The sequence below is a fragment of the Pseudomonas sp. IPO3778 genome (assembly GCF_013386825.1).
GTDB lineage: Bacteria > Pseudomonadota > Gammaproteobacteria > Pseudomonadales > Pseudomonadaceae > Aquipseudomonas.
On record NZ_JACARC010000028.1, the window covers coordinates 81248 to 93725 of the forward strand.

At 59.6% G+C, this 12478-nt stretch carries 16 protein-coding genes; 1 reads left to right on the plus strand and 15 read right to left on the minus strand.

Features of this window, described 5'->3' with window-relative positions:
• Positions 1-3: 3 nt before the first annotated feature.
• The 14 genes from HX855_RS12655 to trmJ form a co-directional block, all read right to left on the minus strand.
• Positions 4-996 carry a RodZ family helix-turn-helix domain-containing protein gene (locus HX855_RS12655; protein WP_177083520.1) on the minus strand — a complete coding sequence of 331 codons (993 nt, stop codon included), beginning with the start codon at positions 994-996 and terminating at the stop codon, positions 4-6.
• Positions 996-1754, minus strand: a complete 759-nt coding sequence (pilW, locus tag HX855_RS12660; protein ID WP_177083518.1) for a type IV pilus biogenesis/stability protein PilW — start codon at positions 1752-1754, stop codon at positions 996-998. The genes HX855_RS12655 and pilW overlap by 1 nt, the downstream gene beginning before the upstream one ends.
• A gap of 12 nt (positions 1755-1766) precedes the next feature.
• Positions 1767-2915: a 23S rRNA (adenine(2503)-C(2))-methyltransferase RlmN gene (gene rlmN, locus HX855_RS12665; RefSeq protein ID WP_003209670.1), complete on the minus strand. Its 1149-nt coding sequence runs from the start codon at positions 2913-2915 to the stop codon at positions 1767-1769.
• Between the two features lie 30 nt (positions 2916-2945).
• Complete coding sequence (gene ndk / locus HX855_RS12670) at positions 2946-3371, minus strand: nucleoside-diphosphate kinase (protein ID WP_003175956.1); 426 nt, start codon at positions 3369-3371, stop codon at positions 2946-2948.
• A 91-nt stretch (positions 3372-3462) separates the two neighbouring features.
• Positions 3463-3663, minus strand: a complete 201-nt coding sequence (gene iscX, locus HX855_RS12675; protein ID WP_177047060.1) for a Fe-S cluster assembly protein IscX — start codon at positions 3661-3663, stop codon at positions 3463-3465.
• A 14-nt stretch (positions 3664-3677) separates the two neighbouring features.
• Positions 3678-4019 (minus strand): ISC system 2Fe-2S type ferredoxin, encoded by a 342-nt coding sequence (gene fdx / locus HX855_RS12680; protein WP_177083517.1) that lies wholly within the window; start codon positions 4017-4019, stop codon positions 3678-3680.
• 3 nt (positions 4020-4022) lie between these two features.
• Positions 4023-5885, minus strand: coding sequence for a Fe-S protein assembly chaperone HscA (gene hscA, locus HX855_RS12685; protein ID WP_177083516.1), 1863 nt, complete (start codon positions 5883-5885; stop codon positions 4023-4025).
• Between the two features lie 51 nt (positions 5886-5936).
• On the minus strand, positions 5937-6458 hold the full coding sequence (gene hscB / locus HX855_RS12690) for a co-chaperone HscB (protein ID WP_177083624.1): 522 nt from the start codon (positions 6456-6458) through the stop codon (positions 5937-5939).
• An 8-nt stretch (positions 6459-6466) separates the two neighbouring features.
• Positions 6467-6790 carry an iron-sulfur cluster assembly protein IscA gene (gene iscA, locus HX855_RS12695; protein ID WP_003209680.1) on the minus strand — a complete coding sequence of 108 codons (324 nt, stop codon included), beginning with the start codon at positions 6788-6790 and terminating at the stop codon, positions 6467-6469.
• Between the two features lie 27 nt (positions 6791-6817).
• Positions 6818-7204 carry a Fe-S cluster assembly scaffold IscU gene (gene iscU / locus HX855_RS12700; protein WP_003209682.1) on the minus strand — a complete coding sequence of 129 codons (387 nt, stop codon included), beginning with the start codon at positions 7202-7204 and terminating at the stop codon, positions 6818-6820.
• A gap of 102 nt (positions 7205-7306) precedes the next feature.
• Positions 7307-8521 (minus strand): IscS subfamily cysteine desulfurase, encoded by a 1215-nt coding sequence (locus HX855_RS12705; protein WP_177083515.1) that lies wholly within the window; start codon positions 8519-8521, stop codon positions 7307-7309.
• Positions 8522-8571: 50 nt separating this feature from the next.
• A complete protein-coding gene (gene iscR / locus HX855_RS12710) occupies positions 8572-9063 on the minus strand; it encodes a Fe-S cluster assembly transcriptional regulator IscR (protein ID WP_003210305.1) in 492 nt (163 codons plus the stop codon).
• Positions 9064-9362: 299 nt separating this feature from the next.
• Positions 9363-10145 carry a serine O-acetyltransferase gene (gene cysE / locus HX855_RS12715; protein ID WP_177083514.1) on the minus strand — a complete coding sequence of 261 codons (783 nt, stop codon included), beginning with the start codon at positions 10143-10145 and terminating at the stop codon, positions 9363-9365.
• Between the two features lie 2 nt (positions 10146-10147).
• Entirely contained in the window at positions 10148-10918 is a 771-nt protein-coding gene (trmJ, locus tag HX855_RS12720; protein ID WP_124418419.1) for a tRNA (cytosine(32)/uridine(32)-2'-O)-methyltransferase TrmJ, read from the minus strand.
• 145 nt (positions 10919-11063) lie between these two features.
• Here trmJ and suhB point away from each other — a divergent pair, with 145 nt between their 5' ends.
• A complete protein-coding gene (suhB, locus tag HX855_RS12725) occupies positions 11064-11879 on the plus strand; it encodes an inositol-phosphate phosphatase (protein WP_003175971.1) in 816 nt (271 codons plus the stop codon).
• A gap of 50 nt (positions 11880-11929) precedes the next feature.
• Here suhB and HX855_RS12730 read toward each other — a convergent pair whose 3' ends face one another.
• Positions 11930-12478 carry a glycine zipper 2TM domain-containing protein gene (locus HX855_RS12730; RefSeq protein WP_177083513.1) on the minus strand — a complete coding sequence of 183 codons (549 nt, stop codon included), beginning with the start codon at positions 12476-12478 and terminating at the stop codon, positions 11930-11932.

Here is a 12478-nt window from a genome sequence, read left to right on the forward strand (position 1 = left end):
ACTTTATTGTCCCAACTTCAGGCGAGCAGTCTCGCCACTGGTGAACGGCGCCACGTCCACAGGCTGGCCGTTGTAGGCCACTTGCGCGCCACGGGCAAAGCCCAGACGCAGCGTCAGAGGAGGCTTGCCGCCTTGGTCGAGCGTATCTCCCTTACGCTTCAGACCGCTGAACAGCACCTTGCCGTTGCCGTCGCTGACTTGAGTCCAGCAGTCAGCCACGTAGGTAATTTGTACACGACCATCCCCGGCGATAAGCGCCGGAGTGGTCGGCGCGGACATCGCCGGAGCTGCAGGGGCAACCGGAGCGGTTGTCGCCGGAGCCTGCGCCGGGGCTGCGGGCGTATGAACCGGTGCAGCAGGCGTCGCTGCAACCGCTGGAGCGGGTGCGACGGGAGCCTCTGCGGGGGCAGTACCTGCTTGCGGCGCAGGCTGCTCGGCGCCAGGCGCTGCCTCAGGCGCCGCCTGGCCCTGGGCTACGGCCTGGTCTTCCGGCTCGTCCAGCGGATGAATCTGGGTGGTGCCGTCGGCGCTTTCGACTTCGACGTGCTCCATGGCGTTGCTGGACAGGTCCTTGCCGCGCTGGGCGGTCTGGTCCTGCCACCACACAAAGCCACCGCCGATCACCGCGATCAGCAGCAACAGGCTGACAATCCGCAAAATAGTGTGGGAAACCCGCACAGGCTCTTCAATGCGGCCCAGGCCATGCACATTGCTGCCCTGGGAATCGGTACCGGTGATCTGGTCGAATTCCTGGACCAGCGCAGCCTGGTCGATACCGAGCAACTTGGCGTAGGCGCGGATATAGCCGCGGGCGAAGGTGTGCCCTGGCAGCTTGTCGAACGCGCCAGCTTCAAGGTTGCCCAATGAAGTCGTGGTCAAATTGAGCTTGAGGGCCACTTCTGCCAGCGACCAACCATTGCTTTCGCGGGCCTGACGCAAGGTCTCGCCTGGGTTTCCACGATTAGCTGCTACAACTTCCGGGTGCGCCGCTTTCATCATTGCTCCGACAGGTATTGCTGATATTCCGGCGTACCGGGATAGAGTCGTTCGAGTTGCTGGCCAAAACGTGCGGCCTTGTCGCGTTCTTCATGAACCGTCGCCAGGCGCACACCGAGCAATAGACTACGTGCATTTTGCCCGCTCAGCAGGCTAAAACGCTCGTAATAGTCACGTGCCGGCACATAATGCCTGTCTTCGAAGGACAACTCAGCCATTTCGAGCAACGCTCGTGGCTGGCGCTGGTTCAGGTGCAGGGCTTTTTCCAGTTGCTGGCGGGCGGTGTCGCGCTGGCCGAGGCGCATCGAGGTCACCCCAAGGTTCTCGAAAACCCGCGAGCGCTCAGGATAGAGGGTATCGGCCGCAGCCTGCTGGAAATATTCGGACGCCTGGTCATAACGCTTCTGCGCAAACAAAAAACTGCCGTAATTGTTCAGCAGCCTCGGGTCGCCAGGACGTGTGGCCAGGGCCTTGTGGAAATAGTGATCGGCCAGTTCGGGCTCAGCCTGGGCCTGAAACACCAGGGCCAATGCAGCATTGGCGTCGGCGTCGCTGCCATCCAGCTCAAGGGCCTTCTTCAGCGGCACCTTGGCTTGCTCGGCCAGCCCTTGCTGCAAGTACCCCAGGCCCAGCTGCACATAGGCAGCACGCGCTTCGTCACGGCCCTTGCCGGTTTGCAACGGGCTGTCATGGCCCGATGAAACACAGCCAGCCGCAAGGCTGGCAACAAACAAAAGCAGCGCAAGGCGCAAGGGCATAGAGATCCTCTCTCAGGTTCGAGTCGCGGCGCTTTGCGGCATATCGTCGGCGGCACTCAATTCACGCACGGCGATATAACGTTCGCTGCGACGGGTGCGATCCAGCACCTGTCCTACCAATTGGCCACATGCCGCATCGATGTCTTCGCCGCGGGTGGTGCGTACGGTGACATTGAAGCCTGCATGGTGCAGTTGATCCTGGAAACGGCGGATGGCGTTGTTGCTCGGCCGCTCGTAGCCAGAATGGGGAAACGGGTTGAACGGAATCAGGTTGATCTTGCACGGTACATTCTTGAGCAGCTCGATCATCTCGACAGCGTGCTCGACCTTGTCGTTGATGTCCTTGAGCATGGTGTACTCAATGGTCAACACGCGCTTTTCGCCCAACGTCGCCATGTAGCGCTGGCAAGATTCGAGCAGCATCTTAAGCGGATACTTCTTGTTGATCGGCACCAATTGGTTACGCAATGCGTCATTCGGTGCGTGCAGCGACAACGCCAGTGAGACGTCGATGTGCTTGGCCAGCTCATCGATCATCGGTACCACGCCGGAGGTCGACAGGGTCACACGGCGCTTGGAGATGCCGTAGCCCAGGTCGTCCATCATCAGGTGCATGGCCGCAACCACGTTGTCGAAGTTCAGCAGCGGCTCGCCCATGCCCATCATCACCACGTTGGTGATGGCACGGTCGGCGGTCGCCGGGATGCTGCCGAACGATTTATTGGCAATCCACACCTGGCCGATGACTTCGGCGGCGGTGAGGTTGCTGTTGAAACCTTGCTTGCCGGTGGAGCAGAAACTGCAATCCAGGGCACAGCCTGCCTGGGACGAAACGCACAATGTGCCGCGCTTGCCCTGGGGGATGTAAACGGTCTCGACGCAGCTGCCGGACGCCACGCGCACCACCCATTTACGGGTGCCGTCGGTGGAGATGTCCTCGCTGACCACTTCGGGGCCGCGAACTTCGGCAATGGCCTTGAGCTTGTCGCGCAGGGCCTTGCTGACGTTCGTCATGGCGTCGAAATCATCGACGCCAAGATGGTGAATCCACTTCATTACCTGAGCGGCACGAAAACGCTTCTCCCCGATTGAGTCGAAGAATTTTTCCATTTCCTGTTGAGTCAGACCCAGCAGGTTGGTTTTTGCAGTCAATGTAGTCATGGATTCACCTTCGCTCTTTTAAGCCAATGCTTAGCGAGCGGTTACTTCAGTAGCAGCGAAAAAGTACGAGATTTCGCGGGCAGCAGCGGCTTCGGAGTCCGAACCGTGAACGGCGTTGGCGTCGATCGATTCAGCGAAGTCAGCGCGGATGGTACCGGCAGCAGCTTCTTTAGGGTTGGTAGCGCCCATCAGTTCGCGGTTCAGAGCGATAGCGTTTTCGCCTTCCAGAACCTGAACAACAACAGGACCGGAGATCATGAAGGCAACCAGGTCGCCGAAGAAACCACGAGCGCTGTGCTCAGCGTAGAAGCCTTCAGCTTCAGCTTTGGACAGTTGCTTGAGTTTCGAAGCTACAACCTTCAGGCCGGCTTTTTCGAAACGAGTGGTGATCTCGCCGATGACGTTTTTTGCAACAGCGTCAGGCTTGATGATGGAGAAAGTACGTTGAACAGCCATGGTGTAACTCCAGAAACGGTAATTTGCGAAAAATTAAACCCGCGAATTATACGCGGGTTCTTGGGTATTGCCTAACTGCGTAAGGGAGGCTTCAGTCCTGCTCTTCTTTCCAGGCAGTCTGAATAGCTTCAAGAACCTTTTCACCGCCGCGTTCCCGATCATCCTCGAACCCTGGCAAGGCCATGACCATGTCACGCAAAGCTACAAAGTTCAGTGAATAAGGGTTCACGTCCGGGTGACCATCGGCCAGCAGGATAGCGATATCTTGTACATCAACCCATTTAAGACTCATGACACTTCCTTGAATCAGTGCGGCGCTTCAGCGGCATGGTTGAGCGAATACTTCGGAATCTCGACGGTAAGGTCTTCTGTTCCCACTTTTGCCTGACAGCTCAAGCGCGATGTCGGCTCCAGCCCCCACGCCCTATCAAGATAGTCCTCTTCCAGCTCATCAGCCTCTTCCAGGCTATTGAAACCTTCACGGATCACGCAGTGACAGGTGGTGCAGGCGTTGACGCCGCCGCAGGCGCTTTCGATCTCGATGTGGTTGTCGTGAGCGACTTCGAGAATGGACTTGCCGGTCTCAGCCTCCACAACCATACCGTCCGGGCAATGCTCGGCGTGTGGCAGAAAAATGATCTGCGGCATCAGTTAACCCTCAAGTTCATTCAAGTTGCGACCCGCCAGGGCGGCTTTTACCGACTGGTCCATACGGCGGGCGGCAAAGGCATCGGTCACTTGCGACAGGCGCTTGGTCTGTTGCTCGATGGCGTAACCATCGGTGCCTTTCATCAGTTCAGCCAATTCCTGCATCTGCAGGTCAATGACCATGCGCTCTTCGGCATCCAGCAGCCGCTCGCCGTCAGCTTCAAGGGCGCCCTGCACGGCTTCGAGCAGACGCTGGGCATCGACTTGTTGCTCACGCAATACGCGAGCGACCTTGTCGTCACCGGCGTACTGGAACGAATCCTTGAGCATCTTGGCGATTTCGCCGTCGGTCAGGCCGTAGGACGGTTTGACCTGGATGCTGGCTTCAACGCCAGAGGCCAATTCGCGCGCAGCCACGCTGAGCAAGCCATCGGCGTCGACCTGGAAGGTCACGCGAATCTTCGCCGCACCGGCCACCATCGCCGGAATGCCGCGCAATTCGAAGCGCGCCAGGGACCGGCAGTCGCTGATCAGCTCCCGCTCGCCTTGCAGCACATGAATCATCATGGCTGTCTGGCCATCTTTGTACGTAGTGAAATCCTGGGCACGGGCAACGGGGATGGTGGTGTTGCGTGGAATCACCTTCTCCATCAGGCCGCCCATGGTTTCCAGCCCAAGGGACAACGGAATCACGTCGAGCAGAAGCAGTTCGCCACCGTCGCGCTTGTTACCGGCGAGGGTATCGGCCTGGATCGCGGCACCAATGGCCACCACCTGATCCGGGTCAATTTCAGTCAGCGGTTGACGGCCAAAGGCCTCGGCAACGGCCTCACGGACACGCGGCACGCGGGTCGAACCGCCGACCATGACCACGGCGGCCACGTCTTCCAGCTCGATACCGGAGTCACGCACCGCACGGCGGCAGGCTTTCAGGCTGCGGGCGACCATCGGCTCGATCAACGAATCAAAGGCTTCGCGGGTCAGTTGAGCAGACCAACTACCGTAGGAAACTTCAACCGACGCAGCGTCAGTCAGAGCCTCTTTGGCAGCGCAGGCGGTCTGCAGCAGGTTCCGTTGCGCGCCCGGGTCCAGGTCGGCAGACAAGCCGGCACTGGTAATGATCCAACCCGCGATGGCGTGATCGAAGTCATCGCCGCCCAGGGCCGTGTCGCCACCGGTGGCCAGCACTTCGAAGACGCCGCCGGTCAGGCGCAGAATCGAAATATCAAAGGTGCCGCCGCCCAGGTCGTAAATCGCCACCAGGCCTTCGGCGTGCTGATCCAGGCCATAAGCCACGGCCGCAGCGGTTGGCTCGTTGAGCAGGCGCAGCACGTTCAGGCCGGCCAATTTCGCCGCATCCTTGGTGGCCTGGCGCTGAGCGTCATCGAAATACGCAGGAACCGTAATCACCGCCCCCACCAGCTCGCCACCCAAGGTGGTTTCTGCACGCTGGCGCAGCACCTTGAGGATATCGGCCGACACTTCCACCGGGCTTTTCGGGCCCTGGACGGTGTCGATGAACGGCATATGGGATTCGCCACCGACAAAACGGTACGGCAGCTGATCGCCCAGTTGCTTGACGTCGGACAGACCACGACCCATCAAGCGCTTGACCGACAGCACGGTGTTCAGAGGATCGGTAGAGGCCGCCAGCTTGGCCGACTCGCCCACTTCAGTGCGGTCAGCGTGATAGCGCACGGCAGACGGCAGGATGACCTGGCCATCGGCGTCGGGCAGCGGCTCGGAAAGACCGCTGCGCAGCGCAGCGACCAGCGAATTGGTAGTGCCCAAGTCAATCCCGACCGCCAGACGACGCTGGTGCGGTTGAGGACTTTGACCGGGTTCGGCGATCTGCAGTAGGGCCATGGTAATCAGGACTTATCTGTATATCAGGCGTGCAACCTGGGCGGCACTGGGTTAATCGTCGAGGCGCTCTTCTAACTGGCGCACTTCGTAGGTGAGCTTGTCGAGGAACTGCATGCGCCGCATCAGGCGTTCGGCCTGTTCACGTTGCGCTGCATCATCCCAACAGGCTGCGAAGCTTTCGTTGAGTTCATCCTGGGCTACTTTCAGACGACGCTTGAAGACTGCGACTCCGGCCAGATCGGCCTCGTCCTGCAGGTCTTCGAGCTCTTCGCGCCATTGCATCTGCTGCATCAGGAAATCAGGGTCCTGGACCGTGACTTCAAGCGGCAGCTCGCGACCGCCCATGGCGAGCAGGTAGCGCGCGCGTTTGGGAGGGTTCTTGAGCGTCTGATAGGCTTCATTGAGGCTGGCTGATTGCTCCAGCGCCAAGCGCTGCTCACGCTCGGAAGCGTCAGCAAAGCGGTCCGGATGCACCCCACGCGCCAGTTCACGGTAGCGCGTGGCAAGCTGTTCAAGGTCCAGTCGAAAACTCGGCTGCAGCTCGAACAAAGCGAAATGACAAGGAGTACCCACAATCAGCCTCAGATGTTGAAGCTTTCGCCGCAGCCACATTCACCGCGTACGTTGGGGTTGTTGAACTTGAAGCCTTCGTTCAACCCTTCCTTGACGAAATCGAGTTCGGTGCCGTCCAGGTAGGTCAGGCTTTTCGGGTCGATGATCACTTTCTCGCCGTGACTTTCGAACACCTGATCTTCCTCGACCACCTCGTCGACAAACTCCAGCACGTAGGCAAGGCCGGAACAGCCCGTGGTGCGAACACCCAGACGAATCCCCTCACCTTTACCGCGCCCATTCAGGGAGCGGCGAATGTGCTGCGCAGCCGCTTCTGTCATGCTGATAGCCATCGTGACTCCTTACTCGTCGCCAAATGCTTAGATCAAGCCTTTCTTCTGCTTGTAGTCGCGAACCGCCGCCTTGATGGCGTCTTCTGCGAGTACCGAGCAGTGGATTTTCACTGGCGGCAAAGCCAGTTCTTCGGCCAGCTGGGTGTTGCTGATAGTCACAGCCTCATCCAGGGTCTTGCCTTTCATCCATTCGGTCGCCAGGGAGCTGGAGGCGATGGCCGAACCGCAACCGTAAGTCTTGAACTTGGCGTCTTCGATAACGCCAGCTTCGTTGACCTTGATCTGCAGGCGCATCACGTCGCCGCACGCCGGAGCGCCGACCATGCCGGTGCCGACATCAGGGTCTTCCGCGTTCATCTTGCCGACGTTGCGCGGGTTTTCGTAGTGGTCGATGACCTTTTCGCTGTAAGCCATGGTACTGAATCCTCACTCATCAGGGCCGCTCTGGAACCCTGTAAACACGCCTGCGTTTTCCGCCACGTCTTTACAGAGCCTTTTGGGTGGCGGCTTCTATAGTTAGTGTGCCGCCCACTCGATCTTGGAAATATCGACACCGTCTTTGTACATGTCCCACAGAGGCGACAAGGTACGCAGCTTGGTGACGGCCTCGCAGACTTTCTGCGCGGCGTAGTCGACTTCTTCTTCGGTGGTGAAACGGCCGAACGTAAAGCGGATCGAGCTGTGAGCCAGTTCGTCGTTGCGGCCCAGGGCGCGCAGGACGTAGGACGGCTCAAGGGAAGCCGAGGTGCAGGCCGAACCGGACGAAACCGCCAGGTCCTTGAGCGCCATGATCAGCGACTCGCCTTCGACATAGTTGAAGCTCAAATTCAGGTTGTGCGGTACACGGGCGGTCATGCTGCCGTTGACGTACAGCTCTTCAAGGTGCTCGACCTGCTTGTAGAAGCGGTCGCTCAGGGCCTTGATGCGCACGTTTTCGGCAGCCATGTCTTCCTTGGCTACACGGAATGCTTCACCGATGCCGACGATCTGGTGGGTCGCCAGGGTGCCCGAACGCATGCCGCGCTCGTGACCGCCGCCGTGCATGGTGGCTTCGATACGTACCCGAGGCTTGCGGCTCACGTAGAGAGCGCCGATACCTTTGGGACCGTAGGTCTTGTGGGCAGAGAACGACATCAGGTCGACTTTCAGTTTCGACAGGTCGATGTCGACCTTGCCGGTGGACTGAGCCGCGTCGACGTGCAGCAACACGCCCTTGGAGCGGGTCAGCTCGCCGATGGCGGCGATGTCGTTGATAGTGCCGATTTCGTTGTTCACGTGGATGACGGAAACCAGGATGGTGTCGTCACGCATCGCCGCTTCGATCATCGCAGGGGTCACGATACCGTCGGTGGTTGGCTCGAGGTAGGTGATCTCAAAACCTTCACGCTCCAGTTGGCGCATGGTGTCGAGGACAGCCTTGTGCTCAATCTTGGTGGTGATCAGGTGCTTGCCTTTGGTTGCGTAGAAATGCGCCGCACCCTTGATTGCCAGGTTGTCGGACTCGGTGGCACCGGAGGTCCAGACGATTTCACGCGGATCGGCATTCACCAGGTCGGCGACCTGGCGACGAGCGTTTTCCACGGCCTCTTCAGCTTTCCAGCCAAAAACGTGGGAACGGGACGCCGGGTTACCGAAGTTTCCGTCAACCAGCAGGCACTCGCTCATCTTTTGCGCGACACGCGGATCAACCGGGGTGGTCGCTGAGTAATCAAGGTAAATCGGCAATTTCATGGACTTTCTCCTAAATCAGGCTGGCTGGCGTGCCGTTAGCTCTTCGGCTGTCACTCGACGGCGGACGCTTCAATCTTGTCCAGACGCGGCGCCTTGGTGTTACAACGGCGCTGGTCCTGACGCTGGGCTACTTCTTGCACCTCGCGGCGAGTCACAAGATCAGCCAAGCTGATACCACTCAAAAACTCATGGATCTGCAGGCTCAAGTCACACCACAAGTGGTGCGTGAGGCAGGTGTCGCCGGCGTGGCAATCACCCAGGCCCTGGCATTTGGTGGCATCGACGGATTCGTTGACCGCGTCGATCACCTGAGCCACCTGGATGCCCTGCATGTCGCGGGACAGTTGATAGCCGCCGCCTGGACCACGAACGCTGGAAACCAGATTGCTGCGGCGCAACTTGGCGAACAACTGCTCGAGGTAGGACAGGGAAATGCCTTGGCGCTCGGAGATATCGGCCAGGGACACCGGCCCATTTTGCGCGTGCAAGGCCAGGTCAAGCATGGCGGTCACCGCGTATCGGCCTTTTGTAGTCAGTCTCATGGACAAGTACCAAGGTGTTTCAGAATGGGAGCAAGTATGCGATTCCCGAGTATTTAAGTCAACTATAAGACCTAGTACTTTAGTCAGGAATACCCGTAAAAAGGGCGCGCGAATGATAGCAGGACGGGGGCGGATGGAACAGCGGGAACAGGGTCAAGCCCCCAGCCTCAAGACCAATGGAGATCAAATGTGGGAGCTGGCTTGCCTGCGATATCGGTTTGCCAGCCAGCCTATCCGGCACTGACTCGCCGCCATCGCAGGCAAGCCAGCTCCCACAGGGATCGCGACCGGCTCAAGAGTCAGCCGGCCTTGGTAGCGCTTTCGTCCTTGATCTCGGCGAAATCTTCCGTGCGCAGCTCAGGCAGGTCCTTGGCGCAGTAGTTGCTGCCCAAGTCCTTCAAGGCACCGCACATACCGTCCAGCTTGCCGTCCACCGCTTGCAGGTGGTCCAGCAACTGGCCAATGGCACGCGCCACCGGGTCAGGCATGTCTTCGCTGACACCATAGGCATCGAAGCCAATCTTCTCGGCCATGGCCTTGCGCTTGGCCTCCTGCTCATCACCCACTTCCGGCTTGACGATGATCCGCCCCGGAATGCCGACAACGGTTGCACCGGGCGGCACCGCCTTGGTCACCACGGCATTGGAGCCGACCTTGGCGCCCGCACCGACGGTAAACGGACCGAGCACCTTGGCGCCCGCCCCCACCACAACACCATCCTCCAGCGTCGGGTGGCGCTTGCCCTTGTTCCAGGTGGTGCCACCAAGGGTCACGCCCTGGTACAGGGTTACGTCATCGCCAATCTCGGCGGTCTCACCAATAACGATGCCCATGCCATGGTCGATAAAGAAGCGACGACCGACCTTGGCGCCCGGGTGAATCTCGATCCCGGTCAACCAGCGGCCAAAGTTCGACACCAGCCGCGCCAGCCACTTCCAGCCCATATTCCACAAGGCGCCAGACAGGCGGTGAATCCATATCGCGTGCATGCCCGGGTAGCAGGTCAGCACTTCAAAGGCGTTGCGCGCCGCCGGGTCACGGTGGAAAACACTCTGGATATCTTCTCGCAAACGCTCGAACATTTTTAATCCTTCCGCTTAAGAAGCTCGCCACGGGCCGCTTTTTGGGTTTCCGTGAGGATGCCACGCAATATATTCATTTCCGCCCGGCTGACCGAGCTGCGTCCGTATAACCGGCGCAGGCGCGCCATCAAGTGCCGCGGTTTTTCCGGATCGAGGAATTCGATGGCCACCAGGGTCTGCTCCAGGTGCTCATAGAACCGCTCCAGCTCATCCATGGTGGCCAGCTCGCCACTCTTGGTCGAGGCGACCTCGTCCTTTTCCACTTTGCTTGGCTGACCCTCTGCAGCCAGCCAGGCCATGCGCACTTCATAACTCAGCACCTGCACCGCTGCCCCGAGGTTCAGCGAACTGAACTCAGGGTCTGATGGAATGTGCACGTGATAATGACATCGCTGCAGCTCTTCATTCGTCAGGCCGGAGTCTTCACGACCGAATACCAAGGCAATTTCAGCGCCGCCAGCAGCCTCTTCCACGACTTTGGTCCCGCATTCGCGAGGATCCAGCAGCGGCCAGGGAATACGACGGTCTCGAGCACTGGTGCCAAGCACCAGATTGCAGCCGACCAAGGCATCTTCCAAAGTGGCGACGATTTGCGCCTTTTCAAGGATGTCATTGGCGCCAGACGCACGGGCATCAGCTTCGTGGTGCGGAAACACACGCGGCTCGACCAGCACCAGGCGCGTCAGCCCCATGTTCTTCATGGCTCGCGCCACCCCGCCGATGTTGCCGGGATGACTGGTATTGACGAGGACGACACGGATGTTTTGCAGCAAGGGAGGCGCTCTCGGACACAGGAAAGGGGAGCAAATCTTACAGAACAGCCTAAGGTTATGCCATGAAAGGTAACGTCGTCCTTCACCTGAAGAAAGTTTCTGCTAGAATGCTCGGCTTTCTTTAACAACCTTAGGTGACACATCCATGCAGCCCATGCTGAATATCGCGCTGCGCGCCGCCCGCAGCGCCAGTGAATTGATCTTCCGCTCCATCGAGCGCCTGGATACCATCAAGGTCGACGAAAAAGACGCCAAGGATTACGTATCCGAGGTGGATCGCGCCGCCGAGCAGAAAATCATCGACGCGCTGCGCAAGGCCTACCCTACCCACGGCATTCTCGGTGAAGAAACCGGCCTGCACAAAGGCAGCGGCGAAGGCGAAGACTACCTGTGGATCATCGACCCACTGGACGGCACCACCAACTTCCTGCGCGGCATCCCGCACTTTGCCGTGAGCATTGCCTGCAAATACCGTGGCCGCCTGGAACACGCCGTTGTGCTGGACCCGGTTCGCCAGGAAGAATTCACCGCCAGCCGTGGCCGTGGCGCCCAGTTGAACGGTCGCCGCCTGCGCGTGAGCGGTCGCACCAGCCTCGACGGCGCCCTGCTGGGTACCGGCTTCCCGTTCCGCGATGACCAAATGGACAACCTGGAAAACTACCTGGGCATGTTCCGCGCGCTGGTTGGCCAGACCGCCGGCATCCGCCGCGCCGGTGCAGCCAGCCTGGACCTGGCTTATGTAGCTGCCGGTCGTTTTGACGCATTCTGGGAGTCGGGCCTGTCTGAGTGGGACATGGCTGCAGGCGCACTGCTGATTCAAGAAGCCGGCGGCCTGGTGAGCGACTTCACGGGCGGTCACGACTTCCTGGAGAAGGGCCACGTGGTTGCCGGCAACACCAAATGCTTCAAGGCAGTACTGACGGCGATCCAGCCGCACCTGCCGGCTTCGCTGAAACGCTAAGCGAGCGAGCAAAAAAAAGCACCCCTCGGGGTGCTTTTTTATGCCTGGAATTACTGCTGCGGCTGGTTCTGACCGATAACCAGACGCCCTTCCTTGTCGACCGGGATCTGGTTGCCCGGATCGCGATCCATGCGCACGGAGCCTTCCTTGCCGTCCAGGGTGTAACGCACGTCGTACCCGACAACCTTGTCGCTGATGTCGTTAACGGTGTTACAACGAGTCTGGGTGGTGGAGTAGGTATCGCGGTTCTGCATACCTTCCTGAACCTTGTTACCCGCATAACCGCCACCCACCGCACCGGCCACAGTAGCCAGCTTCTTGCCATTACCGCCACCCACCTGGTTGCCCAACAGGCCACCAGCCAGCGCACCCACCACCGTACCGATGATCTGATGCTGATCTTCCACAGGCTTCTGCCGGGTGACCGCCACGTCATGGCACACCTGACGCGGGGTTTTAATCTGGGTTTTCACCGGCTGCACCGCCAGCACTTGCGCATACTCAGGGCCGCTTTTTACCAGGCTGTAGGTGGCAACAGCACCCCCGGCAGTCACACCGACAGCACCCAATACCGCACCAACCAGTAACGACTTGTTCAC

What these genes read in the sequence shown, in the direction of transcription:
- HX855_RS12655 (WP_177083520.1), bottom strand. Translation starts at nt 996, where the DNA reads ATGAAAGCGGCGCACCCGGAAGTTGTAGCAGCTAATCGTGGAAACCCA.
- pilW (WP_177083518.1), bottom strand. Translation starts at nt 1,754, where the DNA reads ATGCCCTTGCGCCTTGCGCTGCTTTTGTTTGTTGCCAGCCTTGCGGCT.
- rlmN (WP_003209670.1), bottom strand. Translation starts at nt 2,915, where the DNA reads ATGACTACATTGACTGCAAAAACCAACCTGCTGGGTCTGACTCAACAG.
- ndk (WP_003175956.1), bottom strand. Translation starts at nt 3,371, where the DNA reads ATGGCTGTTCAACGTACTTTCTCCATCATCAAGCCTGACGCTGTTGCA.
- iscX (WP_177047060.1), bottom strand. Translation starts at nt 3,663, where the DNA reads ATGAGTCTTAAATGGGTTGATGTACAAGATATCGCTATCCTGCTGGCC.
- fdx (WP_177083517.1), bottom strand. Translation starts at nt 4,019, where the DNA reads ATGCCGCAGATCATTTTTCTGCCACACGCCGAGCATTGCCCGGACGGT.
- hscA (WP_177083516.1), bottom strand. Translation starts at nt 5,885, where the DNA reads ATGGCCCTACTGCAGATCGCCGAACCCGGTCAAAGTCCTCAACCGCAC.
- iscA (WP_003209680.1), bottom strand. Translation starts at nt 6,790, where the DNA reads ATGGCTATCAGCATGACAGAAGCGGCTGCGCAGCACATTCGCCGCTCC.
- iscU (WP_003209682.1), bottom strand. Translation starts at nt 7,204, where the DNA reads ATGGCTTACAGCGAAAAGGTCATCGACCACTACGAAAACCCGCGCAAC.
- HX855_RS12705 (WP_177083515.1), bottom strand. Translation starts at nt 8,521, where the DNA reads ATGAAATTGCCGATTTACCTTGATTACTCAGCGACCACCCCGGTTGAT.
- iscR (WP_003210305.1), bottom strand. Translation starts at nt 9,063, where the DNA reads ATGAGACTGACTACAAAAGGCCGATACGCGGTGACCGCCATGCTTGAC.
- cysE (WP_177083514.1), bottom strand. Translation starts at nt 10,145, where the DNA reads ATGTTCGAGCGTTTGCGAGAAGATATCCAGAGTGTTTTCCACCGTGAC.
- suhB (WP_003175971.1), top strand. Translation starts at nt 11,064, where the DNA reads ATGCAGCCCATGCTGAATATCGCGCTGCGCGCCGCCCGCAGCGCCAGT.